The organism is Citrobacter sp. ABFQG, from assembly GCF_004322975.1.
GTDB lineage: Bacteria > Pseudomonadota > Gammaproteobacteria > Enterobacterales > Enterobacteriaceae > Citrobacter > Citrobacter freundii.
In genome coordinates, this window is sequence record NZ_CP036435.1 from 3,139,843 (window position 1) to 3,166,042 (window position 26,200).

The window sequence follows — 26,200 nt, forward strand, 5'->3', positions numbered from 1 at the left end:
AACGTGCTATGTCAGAACTCCCAGAACTGGTCGATCTGTCGGTGATATTTCCGTCGCTGCATATCGATCTTAAATACGCTACTGCCGACAACATTACCGGCGCACCTATCTACAGGGAAGCGCGTTGCCTGTTGCACACCGAGGCGGTAACCGCGCTGGCAAAAAGCATCAGCATTGCGCAACTGGCGGGCTTGTCGCTGGTGGTGTACGACGCGTATCGCCCCCAGCAGGCGCAGGCGATACTGTGGAATGCCTGTCCCGACCCGCAATATGTTGTCGATGTCGCGATTGGTTCCAATCACAGTCGGGGTACGGCCATTGACGTCACGTTGATGGACGATCGCGGCCATCTCCTTGATATGGGGGCCGGTTTTGATGAAATGCACGACCGTTCCCATGCCTGGCATCCGTCTGTTCCTCCGGTAGCGCAGCGTAACCGCCTGCTGCTCAATGCCATTATGTTTGGTGGTGGTTTTGTCGGTATTAACAGCGAATGGTGGCATTTTGAATTACCTGATGCCGCCCGTTACCCGCTGCTTGACGATCAAATTGATTGTTACACTGTCACGTCTATAACAACACAACATCCCCTTTAATTCTGGAGCCTGGTTATGAAGACTACACCTGCGTTAAACGCTTTTTTCCGCCCCGCTCTGATAGCCGTTGCGTTAGCGGTTGCCCTGCCCGCCGCGCAGGCTGCCGTTCCCAAAGATATGTTAGTGATTGGTAAAGCCGCCGATCCGCAGACGCTCGATCCCGCCGTGACCATAGATAACAATGACTGGACGGTCACCTATCCCTCTTACCAGCGGTTGGTTCAATACAAAACCGATGGTGGTAAAGGTTCCACGGAAGTTGAAGGCGATTTAGCCAGCGGCTGGAAAGCCTCGGACGACCAGAAAGAGTGGACGTTTACCCTGAAAAACGATGCCAAATTCGCCGACGGAACACCGGTGACGGCTGATGCGGTAAAGCAATCCTTCGAACGATTGCTCAAGATTGGTCAGGGACCTGCGGAGGCTTTCCCGAAAGATCTGAAGGTTGAGGCTATTGATAACACCACGGTGAAGTTTACCCTCAGCCAGCCGTTTGCTCCGTTTCTGTATACGCTGGCAAATGACGGAGCCTCAATCATTAACCCGGGCATCTTAAAAGAGCATGCCGCAGACGACGCCCGCGGATTCCTGGCGCAGAACACGGCAGGATCTGGTCCCTTCATGCTGAAGAGTTGGCAAAAGGGGCAACAACTGGTGCTGGTGCCTAACCCGCATTATGCCGGTACAAAACCGACGTTTAAGCGCGTCTCAGTCAAAATCATTGGTGAAAGCGCCTCCCGTCGCCTGCAACTGTCGCGTGGCGATATCGACATTGCCGATGCGCTTCCTGTTGACCAGCTTGCTGCTTTAAAACAGGAAGGCAAAGTGAACGTGGCGGATTATCCCTCATTGCGCGTGACTTATCTGTATCTCAACAACAGTAAGGCCCCGCTCAATCAGGTGGATTTACGCCGCGCTATCTCGTGGGCCACCGATTATAAAGGCATGGTCAACGGGATCCTGAGCGGCAATGGAAAGCAAATGCGTGGCCCAATCCCCGAAGGCATGTGGGGTTTTGACGATAAGGCCATGCAGTACAGCTTCGATGAAGCCAAAGCCAAAGCAGCGTGGGACAAAGTTGCCACCAAACCTGAAAGCCTGAGCTTCCTGTACTCAGATAATGATCCGAACTGGGAACCTATCGCGCTCGCTACCCAGGCAAGCCTTGGCAAACTGGGCATTAAGGTGAAGCTGGAAAAACTGGCGAACGCCACCATGCGTGACCGCGTGGGCAAAGGCGATTACGACATTGCCATTGGCAACTGGAGTCCGGATTTTGCCGACCCGTACATGTTTATGAACTACTGGTTTGAGTCAGATAAGAAAGGCTTGCCGGGTAACCGTTCGTTCTATGAAAACAGTGAGGTCGATAAGCTGCTGCGTAGCGCGCTGGCCACGACCGATCAGGTGGCCAGAACCAATGACTACCAGCAGGCGCAAACCATCGTGATTGATGAAGCGGCCTACGTCTATTTATTCCAGAAAAACTATCAGTTGGCGATGAACAAAGACGTCAAAGGATTTGTATTCAACCCCATGCTGGAACAGGTCTTCAATATCTCCACCATGAGTAAATAAGCCACGTTTACGCGGAGCCGCTCTGGCTCCGCAAGGGGAAGCTAATGACGTTCTGGAGTATTTTGCGCCAGCGATGCTGGGGACTTATTCTGGTGGTTATCGGTGTTTGCGTAATCACCTTTATTATTTCACATCTGATACCTGGCGACCCCGCACGGCTGTTGGCGGGCGACCGCGCCAGCGATGAAATTGTCGAAAATATTCGCCAACAGCTGGGGCTGAATCAACCGCTGTATGTCCAGTTTTTTCGCTATGTCAGCGACATTTTTCACGGCGATTTAGGCACCTCCATTCGCACCGGGCGTCCGGTACTGGATGAACTGCGCATTTTCTTCCCCGCTACCCTTGAGCTGGCTTTCTGCTCTTTGTTGCTGGCGCTGGTGATAGGTATCCCGCTGGGTATTTTATCTGCGGTCTGGCGTAACCGCTGGCTTGATCACCTTGTTCGGCTAATGGCAATTACCGGTATCTCCACGCCAGCATTCTGGCTGGGGCTGGGGGTTATAGTGCTGTTTTACGGTCATCTGCAAATTTTACCCGGCGGTGGACGTTTAGACGACTGGCTGGATCCACCTGCTCACGTCACCGGGTTCTACCTGATTGATGCACTGCTGGAAGGCAACGGCGAAGTCTTTTTCAATGCGCTTCAGCACCTGATTTTACCGTCGTTGACACTGGCTTTTGTACATCTTGGGATCGTTGCCCGCCAGATTCGTTCCGCCATGCTGGAGCAACTGAGTGAAGATTACATTCGTACCGCCCGCGCCAGCGGGTTACCGGGCTGGTACATCGTGCTGTGCTATGCATTGCCTAACGCACTCATCCCATCAATCACCGTCCTCGGCCTGGCGCTGGGCGATCTGCTCTACGGTGCGGTATTGACCGAAACGGTCTTTGCCTGGCCAGGTATGGGCGCTTTGGTAGTGACCTCAATTCAGGCGCTCGATTTCCCGGCGGTAATGGGATTTGCCGTGGTGGTCTCGTTCGCCTATGTGCTGGTCAACCTGGTGGTGGATTTGCTCTATTTGTGGGTAGATCCTCGAATTGGACGTGGAGGTGCTGAATGATGCTCACACAAGAAACGCCGACAGCCCCTCAGACAGCACGACGCCGCACGGACTGGGCCAAACTGTTCTGGATGATGAAAAGTAGCCCGCTGACGCTGGTTGGCGGGGTCATCATCGTATTGATACTGCTGCTGATGGTGCTGTCGCCGTGGATAACGCCACACGATCCTAATGCCATCAATTTGAGTGCGCGCCTGCTGCCCCCGTCAGCCGCTCACTGGTTTGGTACCGATGAAGTCGGCCGCGATCTGTTCAGCCGCGTTCTGGTAGGAAGTCAGCAGTCGGTCGTTGCGGGTCTGGTAGTGGTGGGTATCGCCGGGGGATTGGGATCACTGCTGGGCTGCTTGTCGGGTGTCATGGGCGGGCGCGCCGACGCGATAATTATGCGGATGATGGACATTATGCTGTCCATTCCTTCGCTGGTGCTGACGATGGCGTTGGCCGCCGCGCTGGGCCCCAGCCTGTTTAACGCTATGCTGGCGATTGCCATCGTCCGTATCCCTTTCTATGTGCGCCTCGCCCGCGGTCAGACGTTAGTGGTGCGCCAGTTTAGCTATGTACAGGCTGCCCGGACCTACGGCGCTTCACGCTGGCATCTGATTAGCTGGCACATTTTACGCAATTCACTGCCGCCACTCATTGTGCAGGCATCGCTGGATATCGGCAGTGCGATCCTGATGGCTGCCACGCTCGGGTTTATCGGTCTGGGCGCGCAGCAACCCAGCGCTGAGTGGGGCGCGATGGTCGCAATTGGCCGCAATTACGTGCTTGATCAGTGGTGGTATTGTGCTTTTCCCGGCGCCGCCATTCTGATTACCGCCGTGGGCTTTAATCTCTTTGGCGATGGTATTCGCGATCTGCTTGATCCGAAAGCCGGAGGAAAACAGTCATGACACAACCCGTACTGGAAATCGAAGATTTACATCTGAGTTTCCCCGGCTATAAAGCTGATGTGCATGCGCTGAACCATGTATCACTGCACATCAACCGTGGAGAAATCGTTGGTGTGGTGGGTGAATCCGGTTCCGGTAAGTCCGTGACCGCCATGCTCACCATGCGCCTGCTTCCGGAGGGAAGCTATCGTATTCACCAGGGACGCGTTTCACTGCTGGGTGAAGATGTGCTCAACGCCAGTGAGAAACAAATGCGCCAATGGCGCGGCGCACGCGTCGCGATGATCTTTCAGGAGCCCATGACGGCACTGAATCCGACCCGGCGTATCGGTCAGCAAATGGTGGAGGTGATCCGCCATCACCAGGCGTTAAGCCGCACGGATGCCCGCCAGAAAGCCGTCGCTCTACTCGAAGAGATGCAAATCCCGGACGCGCCGGAGGTTATGAAACGATTTCCGTTTGAGCTTTCCGGCGGGATGCGCCAACGCGTGATGATTGCGCTGGCCTTTTCGTGCGAGCCAGAGCTTATTATTGCCGATGAACCGACCACCGCGCTGGACGTCACGGTGCAACTGCAGGTGCTGCGTTTGCTGAAGTTAAAAGCACGGGCCAGCGGAACAGCCGTGTTATTTATCAGTCATGATATGGCGGTGGTTTCACAGTTATGCGACCGGTTGTACGTCATGTATGCCGGGAGCGTGATTGAGAGTGGCCCGACGCAAACCGTTATTCAACGTCCGACGCATCCCTATTCCATCGGCTTGCTGAAATGCGCGCCGGAACACGGCGAGCCGCGCGCATTGTTACCTGCGATCCCCGGCACCGTGCCGAACCTAACCTGCTTACCTGCCGGATGCGCATTTCGTGAGCGCTGCTTTGCCGCTGGTCCTCGTTGTGAAGAAACGCCTGCGTTAAGTAGTCAGGGAGGCGTAGATCAACAATCTGCCTGCTGGTATCCACAACTGGAGACAACACATGTCTGATTTTTTACTGGCGCTGCAGGATGTTCATGTCAACTTTCCTGCGCGTAAAAACTGGCTTGGCAAGGTTACGGAACGGGTGCATGCGCTCAACGGCCTGGATTTACAGATTCGCCAGGGTGAAACGCTGGGGATTGTTGGCGAATCCGGTTGTGGAAAAAGTACGCTGGCGCAACTGCTGATGGGCATGCTGAAACCCAGCCAGGGAAGCTATTCTCGCCGTGGTAATAAACAACATAACGGTATGCAAATGGTCTTTCAGGACCCTCTTTCATCGCTGGATCCTCGCTTACCGGTGTGGCGCACGATCACTGAGCCGGTATGGATCCAAAAACGAAGTCCGGAACGTGAGCGCCGCATGCTTGCTGAAGATTTGGCACAACAGGTAGGCATCCGCCGGGAATATCTCGACCGTCTGCCGCATGCGTTTTCCGGTGGACAACGCCAGCGTATCGCCATCGCCCGGGCACTATCGTCAGAACCGGATGTTATCGTCCTCGATGAGCCCACTTCAGCACTGGATATCTCTGTGCAGGCGCAAATTCTCAATCTTCTGGTGTCACTACAGGCGCGCAGAAATCTGACCTACGTATTGATATCGCATAACGTGTCGGTGGTCCGCCATATGAGCGACCGTGTGGCGGTGATGTACTTAGGGCAAATTGTTGAGCTGGGCGATGCTCAACACGTTCTCACTCACCCCGCCCATCCGTACACACGGTTATTGCTGGACTCTGTCCCTAAAACGGGCGCGCCACTGACGGAAGATTTGGTGTTACGTAAAACCGAGCTACCGGGAAACCGAACGTTGCCCCAGGGATGCTTTTTCCGTGACAGATGTCCATTGGCAACCCACGGTTGTGAGAAAAAACAGGCATTACTGAAAAGTGATACCGGATGTGATGTTCGATGCTGGCGGGCGGTTACATGACCTGAGCCGTTGAGAAAAGTCAGGTGCGATACGCCTTTTTCAGTGAATCCACCAGCACCTCGGAAGCAGTAGATAATTTATGATGTGCTGAACGCAAAACCCCGATCCGACGCTGGATCACCGGCGTATCCAGATCGATACAGGTTGCGCCTAACTCTGTCATTTGCGTGCGGCATAGTGCAGGTACGGCGCTACCGCCCAGACCGTTAGCCACCAGACGGCCAACGGTTACTAATTGATGGCTCTCCAGCGCTACTTCCAGCGTATGTCCGCTTTGCACCAGTTGTTCTTCCAGCATCAGCCGCACGGCTGACGGACGTTGCAAGGTGATGAAATCCAGCGTCAGCAGTTCGCGCCATGCAATACGATCCCTGTCTGCCAGCCGACATGTTGGCGGCACAATCGCGATAAAACGATCCACGCCGAGCGGCGTGAAATGCAGATGTCCCGAATAGTCCGGCTCGAAGGCTATGCCCATCTCGACCCGCCCTTCACTGACCATTTCAATCACGTGTTCATTGATCACATCATGAACCGTTACGTTGATACCAGAATAAGAATCACGAAACGTTTTCAGTACCGATGGCAGGACGTTAGCGGCAAATGAGGGCATGGCGGCGATCGAGATTTTACCACGCTGCAGCGTAAAGCGTTGGCGCATGGCTTCTTCCGTATTCTCCCAGTCCGCCAGCAACTGTCTCCCCATATTCAGCAGCGTTTCTCCCTCCTGCGTCAGAGTCACTTTGCGGGTGGTTCTCAACAGTAACGCCCCGCCCAGCGAATCTTCCAGTCCTTTAATCGCCAGGCTTAATGCGGGTTGCGACATGTTCAGTCTTTCACTGGCATGAGCAAAATTCAGAGTGTGAGCTACCGCTAAAAACGCGCGTAACTGTTTGATGCTCATTCCCATTTCGCATTCCTTTAACTTGTTGAATACCTTTAATTAACATTAAATTGATAAAAAAACCCAATAAGTGAGTCACAAATTTAAAATTAACAAATCATTTTTCACCCCCAATGATGTCGGCAAGGACAACTGGGGAGGCAAGTGTATGGCTGGACTGGATAAACGTGTTGCCACTTATCAAGAGGCGCTGGAAGGACTGACCGACAACATGACGCTGCTGGCGGGCGGTTTTGGTTTATGTGGGATCCCTGAAAACCTGATTACCGAAGTACGCCGTCGAGAAGTACAGGAACTTACCGTTGTATCAAACAACTGTGGCGTGGATGGCTTTGGCCTCGGCGTACTGCTGGAAACGCGCCAGGTGCGCAAAGTGGTCGCGTCCTATGTAGGGGAAAACGCCCTGTTTGAGAAGCAGGTGCTTAGCGGCGAACTGGAAGCCATCCTGACGCCACAGGGTACGCTGGCAGAGCAGTTGCGCGCGGGCGGCGCGGGGATCCCGGCATTTTTTACCGCGACCGGATATGGAACCCCCGTAGCGGAAGGGAAAGAGGTTCGCGAGTTTGCCGGACGCCCTTACATCCTTGAACAGGCGATAACCGGTGATTTTGCATTGGTTAAAGGCTGGAAAGCCGACTGGTACGGCAACGTCATCTATCGCCACACCGCACAGAACTTTAATCCGCTGATGGCTGCCGCCGGGCGCATTACCGTCGTGGAAGTCGAAGAGATTGTCCCTCCCGGAGAACTGGACCCTGCAGCGATTCACACTCCCGGAATTTTCGTTAACCGCATTATTCAGGGGCAGTTTGAAAAACGTATTGAACAACGCACCCTGCGCCAGAAAGGAGCCTGACCATGTTAACGCGTGAACAAATGGCGATGCGCGTCGCCCGAGAGCTGCGCGACGGTTATTACGTCAACCTTGGGATCGGCATTCCCACTCTGGTGGCAAATTATATCCCTGATGGCATGGACGTGATGCTGCAATCAGAGAACGGTTTGCTGGGTATGGGGCCGTTTCCCACAGAAGACGAAATTGATGCCGACATGATTAACGCCGGGAAACAGACCGTGACGGCGCGCAAAGGCGCGGCGATTTTCGACTCTGCGCAATCCTTCGCCATGATCCGCGGCGGCCACGTTGATCTGACGGTGCTCGGTGCGTTTGAAGTAGATGTTAACGGCAATATCGCCTCATGGATGATCCCCGGGAAAATGGTGAAAGGCATGGGCGGCGCGATGGACCTGGTTGCCGGAGCCGACAACATCATCGTGGTAATGACCCATGCTTCCAAAAGCGGTGAGTCCAAACTGCTTCCCGCCTGCACCCTGCCGTTGACCGGCGTGGCCTGCATCAAACGCGTGCTTACCGACCTGGCTCTGCTGGAAATTGCCGACGGGGCGTTCATTCTGCGTGAACGCGCCCCGGGTATCAGTGTGGATGAAATCGTCGCCAGAACCGCCGGCAAGCTGATCGTGCCCGAAACTGTCCCCGAAATGCAATTTAACTGAGGAGCTGACCATGCAGGATGTTGTAATTGTCGCGGCAACGCGCACCCCGATTGGCAGTTTTCATGGTGCGCTGGCACCACTTTCCGCCGTGGAGTTAGGTACAGCGGTTGTCCGTTCGCTGCTGGAAAAAACGGCTGTGGCGCCTGAACAAATTGATGAAGTGATTTTAGGTCAGGTTCTGACGGCAGGCTGCGGCCAGAATCCGGCCAGACAAACGGCGTTACGCGCAGGACTGCCGTCAACCACACCGGCGTTAACTATTAATCTGGTGTGCGGTTCTGGCCTGAAGGCGGTGCATCAGGCGGTACAGGCAATTCGCTGTGGCGATGCGCAAATCGTGATTGCCGGAGGCCAGGAGAGCATGAGCAATGCGCCCTATTTTCTCGACGGCGCGCGGGCTGGTCTGCGGTTAGGTCATGCCAGTATGAAAGACAGCGTGGTGCATGACGGCCTGTGGGATGCGTTCAACGACTATCACATGGGTATTACTGCCGAAAATCTGGCGGATAAGTTCGTAATCAGTCGTGAGCAGCAGGACGCTTTTGCCCTGCGCTCCCAGCAAAAAGCCGCCGCTGCCATTGAAGCGGGTCGTTTTAGCGCGGAAATCACGCCGGTTAGCGTCCCACAAGGCAAAAAGCCGTCACGTGTGGTGGACCGTGACGAACAGCCTCGCCCGGATACTCAGGCCGACAAGCTGGCGCAACTTAAACCAGCATTTCGACCAGGAAACGGCACGGTGACCGCCGGAAATGCATCATCCATCAATGATGGTGCCGCCGCGGTGATGTTGATGAGCGCCGGCAAAGCCGCAGAACTCAATTTGCCAGTGCTTGCCCGGGTAACAGGCTACGCGGTTTCTGGTGTCGATCCCGCCATTATGGGCCTTGGGCCGGTAGAAGCGTCACTCCAGTGCCTGAAGCGAGCGGGCTGGACGTTGAATGATGTCGATCTCATTGAGGCCAACGAAGCCTTTGCCGCACAAGCGCTGGCGGTTGGCGAATCCCTGAACTGGGACAGCGACCGGGTGAACGTAAATGGCGGCGCGATTGCGCTGGGCCATCCCATCGGTGCATCTGGTTGCCGAATCCTGGTGACACTGTTGCACGAAATGGCCCGCAGTAACGCGACCAAAGGGCTGGCTACGCTGTGCGTAGGCGGCGGTCAGGGCGTAGCGCTGGCGGTAGAGCGTTTGCAGGAGGTCTCTCATGCAAAGTAAGCCTGTCTGCGTTCTGGGGGCGGGGTTAATGGGGGTCGGTATTGCCACCCACTTCGCCCGTTATGGTCACGATATCTGGCTGTATGACACCGATAGCAGCCGAATTGCAGAAATTAGCGCCGTTGCCAGCGGTATTCTGCATGAGCTGATTACCGCCGAACAGTTTGCCGCAGACGAAAAAGAACAGGTTGTGAGTCGTCTGCACGGTACGACTTCGCTACCGGAGATTGCTGCGTGCGGGTTACTGATTGAAGCGATCCCGGAGCGGCTCGAGCTCAAGCACGCGTTGTATGCGCAACTGGAAGATCTGATCGCGCCTGAGGCCGTCATTGCCAGTAATACCAGCGGCCTGCCGCCGGATGCGCTGGCAGAAAAGCTCGTCCATCCTGAGCGGCTGCTCATCGCCCATTTCTGGCACCCGCCACATTTTATTCCGCTGGTCGAAATCGTCCCCGGCACCGCCACCAAAGCGGAATACCTGCGTGAGCTGCAACAGTTGCTGCTCTCGATGCAACTGGAAGCCGTCGTGCTCGATCGCGCCGCACCAGGGTTTGTCGGCAATCGACTGCAGTTTGCTTTGCTTCGTGAAGCGCTTCATATCGTTAAAAGCGGCATCGCCAGCGCAGAGGTGGTGGATCAGGTCATGCGCGCCTCGCTCGGACGTCGCTATGCGATGGTTGGTCCGCTGGAAGCGGCAGATATGACCGGACTCTCTACGGTGCAGGATATTTGTCGGCATCTGCTCCCGGAACTGGCAACCGGCAGCGAGATGATGTCGCTGGTCGCTGACAAGGTAGCCAACGGTGATACCGGTTTACGCAGCGGTCAGGGATTTTATCGCTGGGATGATTCGCGCAAGGAGTACATCCAGCAACGCAGAGAGCATCAACTGCGTTTTGCCCTGAAACCATAACGTCTCTTTCTGTACCCCAATATAATAATAAGGAGTCATGATGAGTGTATTAATCGCCCTGGCAGCGCTGGGCCTGCTGATGCTTGCAGCCTATCGCGGATATAGCGTCATCCTGTTTGCCCCCATCGCGGCATTAGGTGCTGTATTACTCACTGAACCCAGCGCCGTCGGCCCTGCTTTCACCGGCCTGTTTATGGAAAAAATGGTCGGTTTTGTGAAGCTTTACTTCCCGGTGTTCTTGCTGGGTGCAGTATTTGGCAAGTTAATCGAGTTATCTGGATTTTCACGTTCCATTGTTGCCGCCGCTATCAACATCCTCGGTCGTCGTCACGCCATCCCGGTGATCGTGCTGGTGTGTGCGCTGTTAACCTACGGCGGGGTTTCGCTGTTCGTCGTGGCGTTTGCGGTGTATCCATTTGCGGCGGAGCTGTTCCGCCAGAGTAATATTCCTAAGCGCCTGATCCCGGCCACCGTTGCGCTGGGCGCATTCTCTTTCACCATGGATGCTCTGCCAGGCACGCCGCAGATCCAGAACATTATTCCGACCAGCTTCTTTGGGACTAACGCCTGGGCTGCGCCGTGGCTGGGGCTGATAGGCTCGCTGTTTATTATTTTCGTCGGTCTGGTTTATCTCGAACGTCAGCGTCGTAAAGCGCAGGCAAAGAATGAAGGCTATGGCACTGAACTGTTAAACGAGCCGGAAACGCCGGATAACATTAATCTGCCGAACCCGATCATCGCGATCTCTCCGCTGATCCTGGTTGGGGTATTTAACCTGCTGTTTACCCGCTGGATCCCACAGTGGTACGGCGCCACGCATCAACTTGAACTTCCGGGTCTTGCCAAACCGATTACCACCGAAGTCGGTAAAATCACCGCTATCTGGGCAGTGGAAGCGGCGCTGATTTCTGGGATCCTGCTGGTGGTGCTCTTCGGCTACCGCAACATTAAAGGTCGCCTGGCGGAAGGCAGCAGAACGGCGGTTGGCGGCGCGATCCTCGCGGCGATGAACACCGCGTCAGAGTACGGTTTTGGCGCAGTGATCGCCGCCCTGCCGGGCTTCCTCGTGCTGTCAAAAGCGCTGGCGGCTATTCCTGACCCGCTGCTCAATGAGGCTATCAGCATTACCACGCTTGCCGGGATCACCGGTTCGGCGTCTGGCGGGATGAGTATTGCCCTTGCCGCCATGTCTGACACTTTCATCGCTGCCGCACATGCCGCCAATATCCCACTTGAAGTCTTCCACCGCGTGGCATCTATGGCCAGCGGCGGTATGGACACCCTACCGCATAACGGCGCGGTCATTACCTTATTGGCTATCACCGGCCTTAGTCATCGTCAGGCGTATGGCGGAATTTTCGCTATTACCATCATTAAAAGTCTGGCCGTACTGTTTGTCATCGGCGTCTTCTACACCACCGGAATTGTTTAAGGTGAATCATCATGAACTTAACGGGAAAAACCGCCCTGGTTACCGGCTCGACCAGTGGTATCGGATTAGGTATCGCACAGGTGCTGGCGCAAGCTGGCGCCACTCTGATCCTCAACGGGTTTGGTGATGTTGATGCTGCCAAAGACGCTGTTGCGCAGTATGGCAAAACGCCAGGCTATCATGGCGCGGATCTGAGCGATGAAGCGCAAATTGCCGACATGATGCGCTATGCAGAGAGCGAATTCGGCGGTGTGGATATTCTTATCAATAACGCCGGGATCCAGCATGTTTCACCGATAGAAACCTTCCCGGTTGATAAATGGAACGCGATTATCGCGATTAACCTCTCCTCCGTTTTTCACACCACGCGTCTGGCGCTTCCCGGTATGCGCGCGCGAAACTGGGGGCGCATCATTAATATCGCTTCTGTTCACGGCCTGGTGGCTTCAAAAGAGAAATCTGCGTACGTAGCAGCGAAGCACGGTGTGGTGGGATTAACCAAGACCATCGCGCTGGAAACCGCGCAGACGGAAATTACCTGCAATGCGCTGTGTCCCGGCTGGGTGCTAACGCCGCTGGTCCAGCAGCAGATCGATAAGCGTATTGCCGAAGGCGCAGAGCCTGAGGCAGCCCGTGACGCCCTGCTGGCTGAAAAGCAGCCGTCGCGCGAATTCGTTACCCCAGAGCAGTTAGGGAATCTCGCGTTATTCTTATGTTCAGACGGTGCGGCGCAAGTGCGTGGCGTTGCGTGGAATATGGATGGCGGTTGGGTAGCGCAATAACATCATCAGGTGCCGGATAAGACATCGTCGCATCCGGCACGACTTTATTAAGACTTCAGTTTGTAATCCAGCGTTATTTCCGCTTTCAGAACCTGAGATACCGGGCATCCGGCTTTTGCTTTCTGGATGATGCCGTCAAACGTGGCGGCGTCTATCCCCGGCACGCTCACCTGACTATGTAACGCGACTTTAGTGATCGCAAACCCGGCATCTACCTTATCCAGAGAAACATCGGCAGTGGTATCAATGGCATCTGGGGTAAACCCTGCTTCGCCCAGCATCAGTGAAAGCGCCATCGAGAAGCAGGCTGCATGGGCCGCGCCAATCAACTCTTCAGGATTGGTGCCTTTCTCACCTTCAAATCGTGTATTAAACCCATACGGTTGCTGATTCAACACGCCACTTTCGGTTGACACAGTGCCTTTGCCGCGCTTAATGTCGCCTTCCCAGTGTGCCTGACCTTTCTTATGGATAGTCATTACCGCTCTCCTGTGTTGTCGTCGGAGTTACTAGTATAGGACGCCCGGGAAAAAGCATGTTACATACGGGATAGTTCTCATTTGCCGCTTAAGCATTGACCTTTCAGACAAAATGACCGACCATCCAGAAAGCCGTTATGTTGAACATCGGCTTTATATCAGGTTGTATTTCGTCCGTTCTCATACGGGCTCGCCCTTGAAACCAGTAACAGGATTAAGGAGTTAGAATGAAATCGAACCGTCAGGCCCGTCATATTCTCGGACTGGACCACAAAATCTCAAATCAACGTAAAATCGTGACCGAAGGTGACAAAACCAACGTGGTCAACAATCCTACTGGAAGAAAGCGCCGCGCTGACGGCAAGTAGCCTTTCGCACGTCTGACTGAGTAACGAGATAAACACCATTGCAACCGCAGTGGTGTTTTTGCTTATAAAACCCCTTAACCCATTCACAATGCTTTATACTTCGCCCGTTTCCCTGGCGGACAGGCCACATACGATCATAAAGAGCGCCAGGGACGGTTATTCAAAAAAGAGTGAGTGACATGGAAAACGAAACTAAAAAACTGCGTTCCCTTTACATCCCTTACGCTGGCCCGGTACTGCTGGAATTCCCTTTACTGAATAAAGGGAGCGCCTTCAGTGTGGAAGAACGCCGTAACTTCAACCTGCTGGGGTTACTGCCGGAAGTCGTCGAAACGATTGAAGAACAGGCTGAACGCGCCTGGATCCAATATCAGGGCTTCAAAACCGAAATCGACAAGCATATTTACCTGCGCAACATCCAGGACACCAACGAAACCCTGTTTTACCGACTGGTGCATAATCACCTAGATGAGATGATGCCAGTTATCTATACCCCAACGGTCGGCGCAGCCTGTGAGCGTTTCTCTGAGATTTATCGTCGTGCGCGCGGCGTGTTTATCTCTTATCAGAACCGCCACAATATGGACGATATCCTGCAAAACGTCCCTAACCACAATATCAAGGTCATCGTTGTCACCGATGGCGAACGTATTTTAGGTCTTGGCGATCAGGGGATCGGCGGGATGGGCATTCCAATCGGTAAACTGTCGCTGTATACCGCATGTGGCGGAATTAGCCCGGCCTATACACTTCCGGTGGTACTGGACGTGGGAACCAACAACCAGCAACTGCTGAACGATCCGCTGTATATGGGCTGGCGCAATCCGCGTATCACTGATGATGAATACTACGAATTCGTTGATGAATTCATCCAGGCCGTGAAGCATCGCTGGCCGGACGTGCTGTTGCAGTTTGAAGATTTCGCCCAGAAAAACGCTATGCCACTGCTGACCCGTTATCGCGATGAAATTTGCTCATTTAACGACGATATTCAGGGCACCGCGGCGGTTACCGTCGGTACGCTGATTGCGGCTAGCCGCGCGGCCGGAAGCCAGCTGAGCGAACAAAACATCGTCTTCCTCGGCGCGGGTTCCGCCGGATGCGGGATCGCCGAGCAGATCATTGCGCAAATCCAGCGAGAAGGTTTAAGCGAAGAAGCGGCGCGTCAACGCGTATTCATGGTCGATCGCTTCGGCCTGTTAACCGACAAAATGCCGAACCTGCTCTCCTTCCAGACCAAACTGGTGCAAAAACGCGAAAATCTGCAGCACTGGGATACACAAGAAGATGTCCTGTCGTTGCTCGATGTGGTCCGCAACGTTAAACCTGACATCCTGATCGGGGTTTCCGGACAGGTTGGTCTGTTTACCGAAGAGATCATCCGCGAAATGCACAAGCATTGTCCGCGTCCGATCGTCATGCCGCTGTCTAACCCGACTTCTCGTGTAGAAGCCACGCCGCAGGATATCATCGCCTGGACCGAAGGTAACGCGCTGGTTGCGACCGGTAGCCCGTTTGCACCGGTACTGTGGAAAGAGAAAACTTACCCGATCGCGCAGTGTAATAATGCGTACATCTTCCCGGGTATTGGCCTTGGCGTGATTGCTTCTGGCGCGTCGCGCATCACTGATGAAATGCTGATGTCGGCCAGTGAAACGCTGGCACAGTATTCACCGCTGGTGCTCAACGGTGAAGGACTGGTGCTACCGGAATTGAAAGATATTCAGACGGTTTCTCGTGCCATTGCCTTTGCCGTCGGTAAAATGGCCCAGCAGCAAGGTGTGGCGGTGAAAACCTCCGCTGAAGCGCTGCAACAGGCTATTGACGATAATTTCTGGCAGGCGGAATATCGCGACTACCGTCGTACTTCTATCTGACGGTTTGCCCGGCGGCACATTGCTGCCGGGCGTGCAAAGTTTGCGCGAAAGTGTAATTTGCGATTACACTTTCGCTACCGATCAACACTCTGAAAAACAAAAGGAGGATACTTATGCTGTACTGTGAACGTTTTATCGTTTCACATGCTTTTGGCGATCGCCAGTGCTCAAGCGTTATCGGTATCGTGCTGCGATAACTTCTGCTTGAGCGAAGCTAACTTCTAAACCCCCTTCTCTCGGGCTTACCGGGTTATCGTCAGCGATGTTTGACGAGGCGTTTTCACGCCTGTAACTCTTGAGTAAGCAACAATGAGCACATTACTAACCGCACAATCCTTACACGTTGATACGGCATTCGGCACGCTATTCGACGATCTTTCCTTTACCCTGAAAAAAGGCGACCGCATCGGGCTTATCGGTTACAACGGCTGCGGCAAAAGCACGCTGTTAAAACTGCTCGATGGCACGATTTCGCCCACCAGTGGAGCAATCGCGCAAGCGAATCACTGCCATCTCGCGCGTGTAGAACAACATCTACCTGACGATATATTGCCTCTTACACTGCAGGAAGCCGTTCTCGCTCAACTTCCTGAGCATGAGCGTGCGGCTCAACAATGGCGAGTTGAAGCGCTGCTTGCCGAAATGGGTTTCACGCCAGAGAATTTATCTCTGACAGCGCAAACGTTGAGCGGTGGCCAGCACACACGCTTGCTATTAGCGCGGGCATTGATGCGTAATCCTGACCTGCTGCTGCTGGATGAACCGGGTAACCATCTGGATTTGCCAACATTACTGTGGCTGGAGCAGTTCTTACAGAACTGGTCTGGCAGTTTTGTGGTGGTTTCCCACGACCCGCAGTTGCTGGACGCGGTGACCCACGGAACGTGGATCCTACGCGATCGCACTCTCCATGCCTTTGATCTGCCCTGTAGCGCCGCACGTCAGGCGCTGGCAGAAAGAGACGTCAGCGATGCTCTGCGCCACAAGGCTGAGCAAAAAGAGATAGACCGGGTTACCGCCAGCGGCAAACGGCTGGCAACCTGGGGGCGGGTCTACGACAACGAAGATCTCTCCCGCAAGGCCAAGCAGATGGAAAAACAGGTGCAGCGCCTGAAAGAGGTGCAGACAGAAGTGACGGCAGGAAGTCAGTGGACACTAACATTGCAGGGTGATTCCCTGCGAGCAGATCGTTTGCTGGAGATGACCAATCTGTCTGTAGCCCCTGCTCCCGACGCAGATACACTGTTTTCCATTGCCGGTATCCGGTTAAAAAGCGGCGATCGCGTGGCAATTGTCGGGCGTAATGGTTGCGGGAAATCATCGCTGTTAAGGCTTATCTGGCAACAGTTTCAATCACAGCTGGCATCGCCTTCACTGGTGTTGCACCCGCGCGTTACGCTGGGCTATTACGATCAGACGCTGCATCAGCTTGCCGATAACGATTCATTGTTTGACGCGCTGGAAGCGTTTGCCCCGCAGCCAGAGATTCGCAAGATGGCGCTGATTAGCGCGGGTTTTCCGTGGATTCGTCATACGCAGAGGGTCAGTACATTAAGCGGTGGTGAGCGCTCCCGGCTGCTGTTTGTGGGGCTGACGCTTGCGCGCTACAGTCTGCTGATGCTCGATGAACCGACTAACCATCTGGATATGGAAGGTAAAGAGGCGCTGGCAGAAACGCTACAAAGCTATAACGGCGGCGTGTTGCTGGTCAGTCACGACCGGCAGCTTATCAGCCAAAGCTGTAACCGGTTCTGGTTAATCGACAATGGCGAACTCAGTGAATGGCACGATCTGGAGGCGGTCAATGCGCGTATTAGGGAAACGTCCGCGGAGATAACCGTTCCCAAAACAGTGGTCGAAGCGAAAGCTGAAATAAGCTGTGACAGCGATGGATTGCTGGAACAACTCCTCGATCTGGAACAGCGTCTGGCCGACGATCTCGCCCGCAAGCCGAAACATCAAAAACCGCTGTTACAGGCGCAATGGCGTAAAGAGATTGAGCGTCTGAACTCACAACTGGAGTAATCTTTTTTGCCGGATGGCGCAAGCTTATCCGGCCTACACCAGCAAAATGCGCGTGTAGGCCTGCCATCCGGCATACCATTTATTGCTGCGGTTTTTTCTCTTTCCAGGCATCCCAGGCCTGTTTGATCTCTTGCTTTGCCGTAGCGGCGTCGTTGAAACCGTTTAATTCGACCTTCTTGCGCCCTTCCGGCAGATCTTTGTACACGCGGAAGAAAGATTCCAGACGTTGAACTTCAATATTGGGCAGATCGCTCAATTCTTTGATGTTGTCATAAGTGGGGTCAATTTTACTGGCCGGCACGGCGACAATTTTGTCGTCCTTTTCACCGCCGTCGATCATCTTCAGGACGCCTATTGCGCGCAGCTTAATCAACGTCCCCGGGGCCAGCGGCGCACGAGTATAAAAGATAACATCCAGCGGGTCGCCGTCACCGGCTAAAGACTGGGTTAGTGAACCGTAGTTGGCGGGATAGGCAACCGGCATTGACTGGAAGCGATCGGCAACGATAAACCCGGTTTTGGCGTCGGTTTCATATTTAATCATTCCACCTGCCGGGATTTCGGTTACGGCATAAAACTCTTCCGGGTTATTCTCCGGCTGAGGAAATTCGAGGATGTTCTGCGCCTGAGCTGAAGCACAAAGAAACACGCTGATTGCGAGTAGTTTTTTCACCAGATGCATTGTCTTTTAACTCTTCTATTATTGGAAAGACAACACCTTACGTTCAGCATATGACAGAAACATGACGTTTTTTTGGCAAAAAAATGGCGCTACCGATGTAGCGCCATTGCGTAGAGGGAACATCAGGGATTAGTTAACCCCTTCCTCGCTCTCTTTTTTCGCTTCTTGTCTTTCAACTTCGCGATACCAACGTGGGTGATGTTTCTTCGCCCAGCGACGGCTCACCTTCCCTTCAACCATGCCTTTAATCGAACCTTTCACCCAGAATGCCATATACATATGGATGAGGATGGCGTGCATCAGGATAATCCCCGCCGCCGCATGGATCAGCAGGCTATAGCGCACGACCTGCATTGGGAAGAACTGTGCAAAGTATGGACGCCAGATAATAATACCGGTAATCAGCAGCACGAAAATCATGCTCATGATCGACCAGAACATCATTTTCTGCCCGGCGTTGTACTTGCCCACATCCGCCACTTTGTGTTCATTGCCTTTCAGCACTTCCACAATGTTTTTCAGCCACGGAATATCTTTTTTATCCGGGATGTTGTGGTGCACAAAGCGCACAAACATGAACATTAGCGCGACGAAGATCAGTATGCCGAAGAACGGGTGCAAAATGCGTCCCATCTGCGGCGTACCGAAGGTTTGCGTCAGCCATTGCAGAGTCGGGAAGAAGAACGAAATCCCAGACAGCGCCACCAGGAAGAAGCAGATCACCACCGTCCAGTGACAGGCGCGGTCGATAAACTTCGTGCGCACAATCATTTTCGACTTACTCATGATGATCCTCCTCGTCGTCGTCCACTTCCTTATTCGGACCGATACCAATGTAGTGGTAAATCAGCCCGGCGAAGGTGGCGATAAATCCGGCAGCGGCCAGCGGTTTCAGCGCCCCTTTCCACAGATTGATAGAGGTATCGATCTGCGGATCTTTCGGCAGGCCGTGATACAGCTCCGGCTGGTTGGCATGATGCAGAACGTACATAACGTGCGTACCACCCACACCTTCCGGGTTGTAGAGACCGGCGTGTTCGAAACCGCGTGCTTTCAGTTTTGCCACACGCTGTTCGCCCATTTCCAGCATTTCCTGCTTGGTGCCGAAATGTATTGCCCCGGTCGGACAGGTCTTCACGCAGGCAGGTTCCTGCCCGACGCTGACCCGGTCGACACACAGCGTACATTTATACACGCGGTTATCCTCTTTATTGAGGCGCGGAATATTAAATGGACACCCGGCAATACAGTAGCCGCAGCCAATACAGTGTTCTGACTGGAAATCGACAATCCCGTTGGCGTACTGGATGATTGCCCCGGCAGACGGGCATGCCTTCAGGCAGCCCGGATCTTCACAGTGCATACAGCCATCTTTACGAATCAACCACTCCAGCTTGCCGTTCTGTTCGGTTTCGGTAAACCGCATCACCGTCCAGGACTTGGCGCTGAGATCGGCGGGGTTGTCATACACCCCGACGCAGTGGCCAACTTCATCGCGGATATCGTTCCACTCTGAGCATGCCACCTGACAGGCCTTACAGCCTATACAGGTGGAAACGTCGATCAGCTTCGCGACCTCGGCTTTGTAATCACGGGCCTGAGGCGGCGGCGTGATGGAGTTTGTTGCGGACCGTTTGATGATGTCCTGCGTTTCCATAGACATATGTTCGCCTCCCTTACGCCTTCTCGATGTTAACTAAAAACGCTTTGTATTCCGGCGTTTGCGAGTTTGCATCACCGACATTCGGCGTCAGGGTGTTGGCGATAAAGCCTTTACGCGCGACTCCTTCAAAGCCCCAGTGGATTGGGATCCCAACCGTTTCAACCTGCTGACCGTTGACGTTCAGGGTACGCAGACGACGGGTCACCACGGCAACTGCGCGAATAAATCCACGTTTACTGCTAACTTTCACGTGATCGCCGTTGTTGATCCCTTTCGCTGCCGCCAGCGTTTCGCTGATTTCCACAAACTGCTCTGGCTGGGCAATCGCATTCAGCAATGCGTGCTTGGTCCAGGTATGGAAATGTTCGGTCAGACGATAGGTCGTCCCGACGTACGGGAAGTCCTGTTTCGTGCCCATACGGAGTTTATCCGCCTCGTACAGACGCGCTGCCGGGTTGGAGATCACATTCGGGTGCAGCGGGTTAGTACCCAGCGGCGTTTCCATCGGCTCGTAGTGTTCCGGGAACGGACCTTCCGCCATCTTATCGATAGCAAACAGACGCCCCAGCCCTTCCGGCTGCATGATAAATGGATTGGTGCCACTGCCCGGTGCCGCGGTATTGAAGTCCGGGATATCGTTACCCGTCCACTTCGTACCGTTCCACTGGATAAGCATGCGTTTTGGATCCCACGGTTTACCCTGTGGATCCGCCGAAGCGCGGTTATACAGCACGCGACGGTTCAGCGGCCATGCCCAGGCCCAGCCCAACGTATTACCCAGACCTGACGGATCAGCGTTATCGCGATTGGCCATCTGGTTGCCCTGCTCGGTCCAGCTACCGGTATAAATCCAGCAGGATGATGACGTAGAACCATCATCGCGCAGCAACGCAAAGCTGTTGAGCAACTGACCTTTCTTCGCAACCAGTACACCGTTGGCATCATAGAGATCTTCCAGCGCATAGCCGTTGTTCTCTTTCGCCACTTCCTCTGAGTGCGGTTCGTCCGGCTGCTTATAGTTCCAGCTCATTTTCAGAACGGGTTCTACAGCTTTACCGCCTTCAGTGCGATACATTTCTCGCAGGCGGTGGTAAATACCGGCCAGAATTTCGCCGTCGTTGCGAGCTTCGCCCGGTGCGTCCTGACCTTTCCAGTGCCACTGCAGCCAACGGCCGGAGTTGGCGATGGAGCCGTCCTCTTCCGCAAAGCAGGTAGAAGGCAAACGGAAGACTTCGGTCTGAATCGACGCAGGATCAACGTCGTTTGACTCACCGTGGTTCTGCCAGAACGTTGAGGTCTCGGTCACCAGCGGATCGATAACCACCAGATACTTCAGTTTGCTGAGGCTCTGCACCACTTTGTTTTTGTCCGGGAAGGACGCAACAGGGTTAAAGCCCTGACAGATGTAGCCGGTGACTTTTCCGCTATCCATCATGTTGAAGTATTTGATGACGTCGTAGGACTGATCCCACTTCGGCAGCCACTCAAAGCCCCAGTCGTTTTCTTTCTGTGCAGCATTGCCGTAGAAAGATTTCATCAAGCTGACGAAGAACTTCGGATAGTTGCCCCAGTAGTTAACCTGATCGGCCAATGTCGCTTTTGGCGTGTTCGCGGCCAGATAGGTTTGCAGATCTGTCTGTTTCTCTGACGGCAGCGTCAGGTAGCCCGGCAGGCTGGTAGAGAGCAGACCTAAATCGGTTAACCCCTGAATGTTGGAGTGACCGCGTAAGGCGTTGACACCGCCACCTGCCATCCCCATGTTGCCGAGCAGCAACTGGATCATCGCCATGGTGCGGATGTTCTGTGCCCCGACGGTATGCTGAGTCCAACCCAACGCATACAGGAACGTGGTGGTGCGATCGGCTGCGCTGGTGGAAGCCAGCACTTCGCAGACTTTCAGGAAGTCTTCTTTCGGCGTACCACAAATGTTTTCCACCACATCCGGCGTGTAGCGGGAAACGTGCTGTTTTAGCAGGTTCCAGACACAGCGAGGATGGCTTAACGTTTCATCGCGTTTCGCGTAGCCATTTTCATCGAACTGGTAGTTCCAGGACGATTTATCATATTGGCGTTTGTTTGCGTCATAACCGCTGAACAGACCGTCTTCGAAAGCAAAGTCATCCCGCACCAGCAGGCTGGCGTTGGTGTAATGCTTAACGTATTCAGCGTTGATTTTGTTGTTTTCAATCAGGTACAGCAAGACGCCGGACAGGAACGTAATGTCCGTGCCGGAACGAATTGGCGCATAGATATCCGCCACCGAAGCTGTACGTGTAAAACGAGGGTCAACAACAATCAGCGTGGCATCATTGTTGTTTTTTGCTTCCATCGCCCAGCGGAATCCCACCGGATGTGCTTCAGCGGCGTTACCGCCCATCACCATCACGACGTTAGCATTTTTAATATCAACCCAGTGGTTGGTCATCGCACCGCGACCAAATGTTGGAGCAAGACTTGCTACCGTTGGTCCGTGTCAGACGCGCGCCTGGTTGTCTACTGCCAGCATGCCGAGTGAGCGCACAAATTTTTGCGTCAGCATACCGGTTTCATTACTTGCCGCAGATGCACACAGCATCCCGGTTGAAAGCCAGCGGTTTACCGTTACGCCCTGCTCATTCTTCTCAATAAAGTTGGCGTCACGGTCAGTTTTCATCAGCTTCGCGATACGGGTGAATGCTTCATCCCAGCTGATACGCTGCCATTTGTCGGAACCAGGGGCGCGATATTCCGGGTAACGCAGACGGTTTTCACTGTGCACGTAATCCAGTAATCCAGCGCCCTTAGGACATAATGCCCCGCGGCTCACCGGATGATCCGGATCCCCTTCAATATGGTAAATCGACTCTTTGGCGTTTTTTGCTCCATCTCCCAGGCTATACATTAATAGCCCGCAACCTACGGAACAGTATGTGCAGGTGTTTCGGATCTCTTTGGCGCGTAACAGCTTATAGTTTCGCGCCTGAGCCAGTGCCATTTTGGGTGCAAAACCCAAAGCGGCCACTGTTGTTCCCGCCATACCGCCCGCGCAGATTTTAAAAAATTGTCTGCGGCTGACGTCCATTGCTTTCCTCTTTTTTGCAGGGGTTCGTACAGGAAATCTCTCAAATTGCGCCAGCGCGGCAGTCTGAAAGATGCCATGTACAACTTCGCGACGAAACTATCAGCTATATCCATATTTTTTTTGCGTCAAATCAATAACGAAACGGTTCCGCTACTAAATAGTGCACTTTGTTTAACTCTTGTACCCATAAGGGAGTATGGGAAAGGCAATTAATTAGCGCGCTACGGTATAAAAGTGCTATAAATTTCAGCTTAAATTTTTGCCAGTACCATGGACAGACAATCAGAATGACAAAACAAAAGGCAACGTTAATTGGGCTCATTGCCATCGTGCTCTGGAGCACGATGGTCGGACTCATGCGTGGGGTAAGTGAAGGACTGGGTCCTGCGGGCGGCGCAGCAATGATTTTTTCGTTAAGTGGTCTGTTGCTGATATTTACCGTCGGCTTTCCGAATATCAGAAAAATTCCTGTGCGTTATTTAATCGCTGGTAGCGTGCTTTTTGTTACCTATGAAATATGTTTAGCGCTGGCTCTCGGTTATGCGGCTACTCGTCACCAGGCTATTGAAGTCGGTATGGTAAATTATCTCTGGCCAAGTTTGACAATATTGTTTGCTATTTTATTTAATGGTCAAAAAACAACCTGGTTGGTAATCCCTGGATTAATTATCGCATTGACCGGGGTTTGTTGGGTATTGGGTGGTGAAAACGGTCTTAACCTTGATGAAATTATCAGCAATGTTGCCAGCAGTCCGCTGAGCTATTTTCTCGCCTTTCTCGGCGCTTTTATCTGGGCAACGTATTGCACGGTGACCAATAAATATGCAAAAGGCTTTAACGGCATCACCGTGTTCGTTTTACTAACAGCCGCAAGTTTGTGGATTTACTATTTTATGACTCCGCAACCAGAAATGATTTTCAGCACTTCGGTGACTATTAAAATGTTCTCAGCGGCATTAACGTTAGGATTTGCCTATGCGGCGTGGAATATTGGCATTTTGCATGGCAACGTGACCATCATGGCCGTAGGATCCTATTTTACCCCTGTGCTCTCTTCTGCACTGGCTGCTGTGTTACTCAGTGCACCGCTTTCGCTATCTTTCTGGCAGGGCGCACTGATGGTCTGCGCGGGTTCACTACTTTGTTGGCTAGCAACGCGCCGCGCCTGAAAAAAAAACCGGGTTTTATCACAAACAAATAAAACCCGGCTATACTTTAGACAAATTGATGAATAATAATTGTTCATTCCACTTGCGATTTATGTTTTCATTTGTTTAATTAAATGTTAAATATATGGTAATTAGTTAACACACGAAAATATTATGCGGTTATCTATATCCATTCATATGCATATATTACACATGCGGAACTAACGCCATTTAAATCATAGCCCTGATAATAGTCCCCTACGTAAATATACCCATTCAGATTTGTCACATATAAAGATTAATACAATCAACCATGTTATGTAGATCTGGATCACACAACTTCAAATATTTCGCAATATTATGAAACTTATTATTGAACTTATACCACTGCGTCATTTAAAAATAGTTTGCCATTGACGAACCCCTTCGTTTAGCAATGGTTTAGGAAACACACCAAGAAAAAATTATAAGGATTATTTAGAATGAAACTTAAATTAGTTGCAGTGGCAGTGACTAGCCTGTTGGCGGCAGGTGCGGTAAACGCAGCTGAGGTATATAACAAAGACGCAAACAAACTGGATATCTACGGAAAAGTTCACGCTCAGCACTACTTCTCTGACGACAACGGCAGCGATGGCGACAAAACCTACGCGCGTCTGGGCTTCAAAGGTGAAACTCAGATCAATGACCAGCTGGTTGGTTTTGGTCAGTGGGAATATGAATTCAAAGGCAACCGTTCTGAATCCCAGGGCTCTGAAGCAGACAAAACTCGTCTGGCATTCGCTGGTCTGAAATTCGCTGAATACGGTTCTTTCGACTACGGTCGTAACTACGGCGTGGCCTACGACATCGGCGCATGGACCGACGTCCTGCCTGAGTTCGGTGGTGATACCTGGACCCAGACTGACGTATTCATGACTGGCCGTACTACTGGCGTTGCAACCTACCGTAACACCGACTTCTTCGGTCTGGTTGAAGGTCTGAACTTTGCTGCTCAGTACCAGGGCAAAAATGACCGTGACAACCTGAAAGAAGCTAACGGTGACGGCTTCGGTCTGTCTACCACTTATGAGTATGAAGGCTTTGGCGTAGGTGCTACCTATGCGAAATCTGACCGTACCGACAAACAGTCTGTCGGTAACGGCGGTTTCATGGCTTCCGGTAAAAACGCTGAAGTATGGGCCGCTGGTCTGAAATATGATGCGAACAACATCTACCTGGCAACCACCTACTCTGAAACCCGCAACATGACCACCTATGGTGGCTCCGGTGTTACTGGTATTGCAGATAAAGCACAAAACTTTGAAGTAGTTGCTCAGTACCAGTTCGACTTCGGTCTGCGTCCGTCCGTTGCTTACCTGAAATCCAAAGGTAAAGACATCAACGGTTACGGCGACCAGGATCTGGTTGAATACGTAGACCTGGGTGCTACTTACTACTTCAACAAAAACATGTCCACCTTCGTTGATTACAAAATCAACCTGCTGGATGACAACAACTTCACCAATGCAGCGAAAGTGTCAACTGACAACATCGTGGCTGTTGGTCTGAACTACCAGTTCTAATTTTGTTGTAGTCAGAATACAAAGCCAGTCCTTCAAGGGCTGGCTTTTTCTCTTGATGTAGACTCGGTCATAAGGAGTATGCCGTGCAGACATTCACTGGTCGTTGTCTTTGCGGACAGAGTCATTTTACCGTCGACGTCGAAATGCTGGATGTCTATGCCTGCCATTGTACGCTGTGTCAGAAATGGTCTGGCGGCATCGCCATGTATCTGGAAGCCAGCGCTCACCCGCTGATGTCACCAGAATCGGTAGAACCTTCGCACTTTCCTTCCTCAAATCGTGGTGAACGGTTCTTCTGTTCCGGCTGCGGATGCCCACTGTGGTTTACGTTGACGGACAGCGATCGCTACTTTATTCCGTGGACACTTCTGGAGCTTAATGAGGTAGATCGCCGCCGCCTGATATTAGCAGCAGAAATCTATACGGAAACACAGCCTGCGTTCTGGAGATTGACGGGGCAATACGCTCGACTGAGTGGGAAAGAAGTCGAAGAGATGGATTACCCCTGTCATTTAGCTCACTAGT

At 53.0% G+C, this 26,200-nt stretch carries 24 protein-coding genes; 18 read left to right on the forward strand and 6 right to left on the reverse strand.

Going from position 1 to position 26,200, the window contains the following annotated elements:
* Nucleotides 1-8: 8 nt before the first annotated feature.
* From ddpX to WN16_RS15440, 6 genes are read left to right on the forward strand one after another with little or no spacing between them, the layout of a single operon-like run.
* On the forward strand, nt 9-596 hold the full coding sequence (ddpX, locus tag WN16_RS15415) for a D-alanyl-D-alanine dipeptidase (protein ID WP_044702432.1): 588 nt from the start codon (nt 9-11) through the stop codon (nt 594-596).
* Between the two features lie 15 nt (nt 597-611).
* A complete protein-coding gene (locus WN16_RS15420) occupies nt 612-2,174 on the forward strand; it encodes an ABC transporter substrate-binding protein (protein ID WP_044702431.1) in 1,563 nt (520 codons plus the stop codon).
* Between the two features lie 44 nt (nt 2,175-2,218).
* Nucleotides 2,219-3,241, forward strand: coding sequence for an ABC transporter permease (locus WN16_RS15425; protein ID WP_103790818.1), 1,023 nt, complete (start codon nt 2,219-2,221; stop codon nt 3,239-3,241).
* Complete coding sequence (gene ddpC, locus WN16_RS15430; protein WP_003020010.1) at nt 3,238-4,134, forward strand: D,D-dipeptide ABC transporter permease; 897 nt, start codon at nt 3,238-3,240, stop codon at nt 4,132-4,134. The genes WN16_RS15425 and ddpC overlap by 4 nt, the downstream gene beginning before the upstream one ends.
* A complete protein-coding gene (locus tag WN16_RS15435) occupies nt 4,131-5,117 on the forward strand; it encodes an ABC transporter ATP-binding protein (RefSeq protein ID WP_003836252.1) in 987 nt (328 codons plus the stop codon). Before ddpC ends, WN16_RS15435 begins: the two co-directional genes overlap by 4 nt.
* Nucleotides 5,110-6,045, forward strand: coding sequence for an ABC transporter ATP-binding protein (locus WN16_RS15440; RefSeq protein WP_032949300.1), 936 nt, complete (start codon nt 5,110-5,112; stop codon nt 6,043-6,045). Before WN16_RS15435 ends, WN16_RS15440 begins: the two co-directional genes overlap by 8 nt.
* Before the next feature lie 19 nt (nt 6,046-6,064).
* Here the strand turns inward: WN16_RS15440 and WN16_RS15445 are convergent, their stop codons facing one another.
* Entirely contained in the window at nt 6,065-6,955 is an 891-nt protein-coding gene (locus tag WN16_RS15445; RefSeq protein ID WP_003020016.1) for a LysR family transcriptional regulator, read from the reverse strand.
* A 142-nt stretch (nt 6,956-7,097) separates the two neighbouring features.
* On the opposite strand from WN16_RS15445, the gene WN16_RS15450 reads away from it, so the two are divergent.
* The 6 genes from WN16_RS15450 to WN16_RS15475 are packed head-to-tail and all read left to right on the forward strand — an operon-like array spanning nt 7,098 to nt 12,807.
* A complete protein-coding gene (locus tag WN16_RS15450; protein ID WP_044702428.1) occupies nt 7,098-7,805 on the forward strand; it encodes a CoA transferase subunit A in 708 nt (235 codons plus the stop codon).
* A 2-nt stretch (nt 7,806-7,807) separates the two neighbouring features.
* The gene (locus WN16_RS15455) at nt 7,808-8,464 is read left to right on the forward strand and encodes a CoA transferase subunit B (RefSeq protein ID WP_003020022.1); all 657 of its coding nucleotides are present in this window, start codon (nt 7,808-7,810) and stop codon (nt 8,462-8,464) included.
* Nucleotides 8,465-8,474: 10 nt separating this feature from the next.
* Nucleotides 8,475-9,680, forward strand: a complete 1,206-nt coding sequence (locus WN16_RS15460) for an acetyl-CoA C-acetyltransferase (RefSeq protein WP_044702426.1) — start codon at nt 8,475-8,477, stop codon at nt 9,678-9,680.
* Nucleotides 9,670-10,593: a 3-hydroxyacyl-CoA dehydrogenase family protein gene (locus WN16_RS15465; RefSeq protein WP_044702425.1), complete on the forward strand. Its 924-nt coding sequence runs from the start codon at nt 9,670-9,672 to the stop codon at nt 10,591-10,593. Before WN16_RS15460 ends, WN16_RS15465 begins: the two co-directional genes overlap by 11 nt.
* A 37-nt stretch (nt 10,594-10,630) precedes the next feature.
* On the forward strand, nt 10,631-12,025 hold the full coding sequence (locus WN16_RS15470; protein ID WP_196491835.1) for a GntP family permease: 1,395 nt from the start codon (nt 10,631-10,633) through the stop codon (nt 12,023-12,025).
* An 11-nt stretch (nt 12,026-12,036) separates the two neighbouring features.
* Nucleotides 12,037-12,807: a 3-hydroxybutyrate dehydrogenase gene (locus WN16_RS15475; RefSeq protein WP_003843689.1), complete on the forward strand. Its 771-nt coding sequence runs from the start codon at nt 12,037-12,039 to the stop codon at nt 12,805-12,807.
* A gap of 47 nt (nt 12,808-12,854) precedes the next feature.
* Here the strand turns inward: WN16_RS15475 and osmC are convergent, their stop codons facing one another.
* Nucleotides 12,855-13,286, reverse strand: coding sequence for a peroxiredoxin OsmC (osmC, locus tag WN16_RS15480; protein ID WP_003020036.1), 432 nt, complete (start codon nt 13,284-13,286; stop codon nt 12,855-12,857).
* A gap of 227 nt (nt 13,287-13,513) precedes the next feature.
* On the opposite strand from osmC, the gene sra reads away from it, so the two are divergent.
* The 3 genes from sra to WN16_RS15495 all read left to right on the forward strand — a co-directional run bounded on the left by sra (nt 13,514) and on the right by WN16_RS15495 (nt 17,556).
* Nucleotides 13,514-13,654: a stationary-phase-induced ribosome-associated protein gene (gene sra / locus WN16_RS15485; protein WP_003020039.1), complete on the forward strand. Its 141-nt coding sequence runs from the start codon at nt 13,514-13,516 to the stop codon at nt 13,652-13,654.
* A gap of 179 nt (nt 13,655-13,833) precedes the next feature.
* Entirely contained in the window at nt 13,834-15,531 is a 1,698-nt protein-coding gene (gene maeA, locus WN16_RS15490; protein WP_003020042.1) for a malate dehydrogenase, read from the forward strand.
* Nucleotides 15,532-15,840: 309 nt separating this feature from the next.
* Nucleotides 15,841-17,556, forward strand: a complete 1,716-nt coding sequence (locus tag WN16_RS15495; protein ID WP_032935731.1) for an ABC-F family ATP-binding cassette domain-containing protein — start codon at nt 15,841-15,843, stop codon at nt 17,554-17,556.
* Nucleotides 17,557-17,635: 79 nt separating this feature from the next.
* Here the strand turns inward: WN16_RS15495 and WN16_RS15500 are convergent, their stop codons facing one another.
* The 4 genes from WN16_RS15500 to fdnG form a co-directional block, all read right to left on the reverse strand.
* Entirely contained in the window at nt 17,636-18,238 is a 603-nt protein-coding gene (locus WN16_RS15500) for an inorganic diphosphatase (protein WP_032935729.1), read from the reverse strand.
* 129 nt (nt 18,239-18,367) lie between these two features.
* Nucleotides 18,368-19,024: a formate dehydrogenase-N subunit gamma gene (gene fdnI / locus WN16_RS15505; protein WP_003020054.1), complete on the reverse strand. Its 657-nt coding sequence runs from the start codon at nt 19,022-19,024 to the stop codon at nt 18,368-18,370.
* Nucleotides 19,017-19,901 carry a formate dehydrogenase N subunit beta gene (gene fdnH, locus WN16_RS15510; protein ID WP_003833024.1) on the reverse strand — a complete coding sequence of 295 codons (885 nt, stop codon included), beginning with the start codon at nt 19,899-19,901 and terminating at the stop codon, nt 19,017-19,019. Before fdnH ends, fdnI begins: the two co-directional genes overlap by 8 nt.
* Before the next feature lie 13 nt (nt 19,902-19,914).
* Nucleotides 19,915-22,962 (reverse strand): formate dehydrogenase-N subunit alpha, encoded by a 3,048-nt coding sequence (gene fdnG, locus WN16_RS15515; protein WP_088169047.1) that lies wholly within the window; start codon nt 22,960-22,962, stop codon nt 19,915-19,917.
* A gap of 287 nt (nt 22,963-23,249) precedes the next feature.
* Between fdnG and yddG the strand changes: the two genes are divergently transcribed.
* From yddG to WN16_RS15530, 3 genes are all read left to right on the forward strand, one after another.
* A complete protein-coding gene (gene yddG, locus WN16_RS15520; protein ID WP_003020082.1) occupies nt 23,250-24,131 on the forward strand; it encodes an aromatic amino acid efflux DMT transporter YddG in 882 nt (293 codons plus the stop codon).
* Between the two features lie 461 nt (nt 24,132-24,592).
* Entirely contained in the window at nt 24,593-25,675 is a 1,083-nt protein-coding gene (gene ompD / locus WN16_RS15525) for a porin OmpD (protein ID WP_003836220.1), read from the forward strand.
* A gap of 143 nt (nt 25,676-25,818) precedes the next feature.
* Entirely contained in the window at nt 25,819-26,199 is a 381-nt protein-coding gene (locus tag WN16_RS15530; RefSeq protein ID WP_085951544.1) for a GFA family protein, read from the forward strand.
* The last annotated feature ends 1 nt before the right edge of the window (nt 26,200 follow it).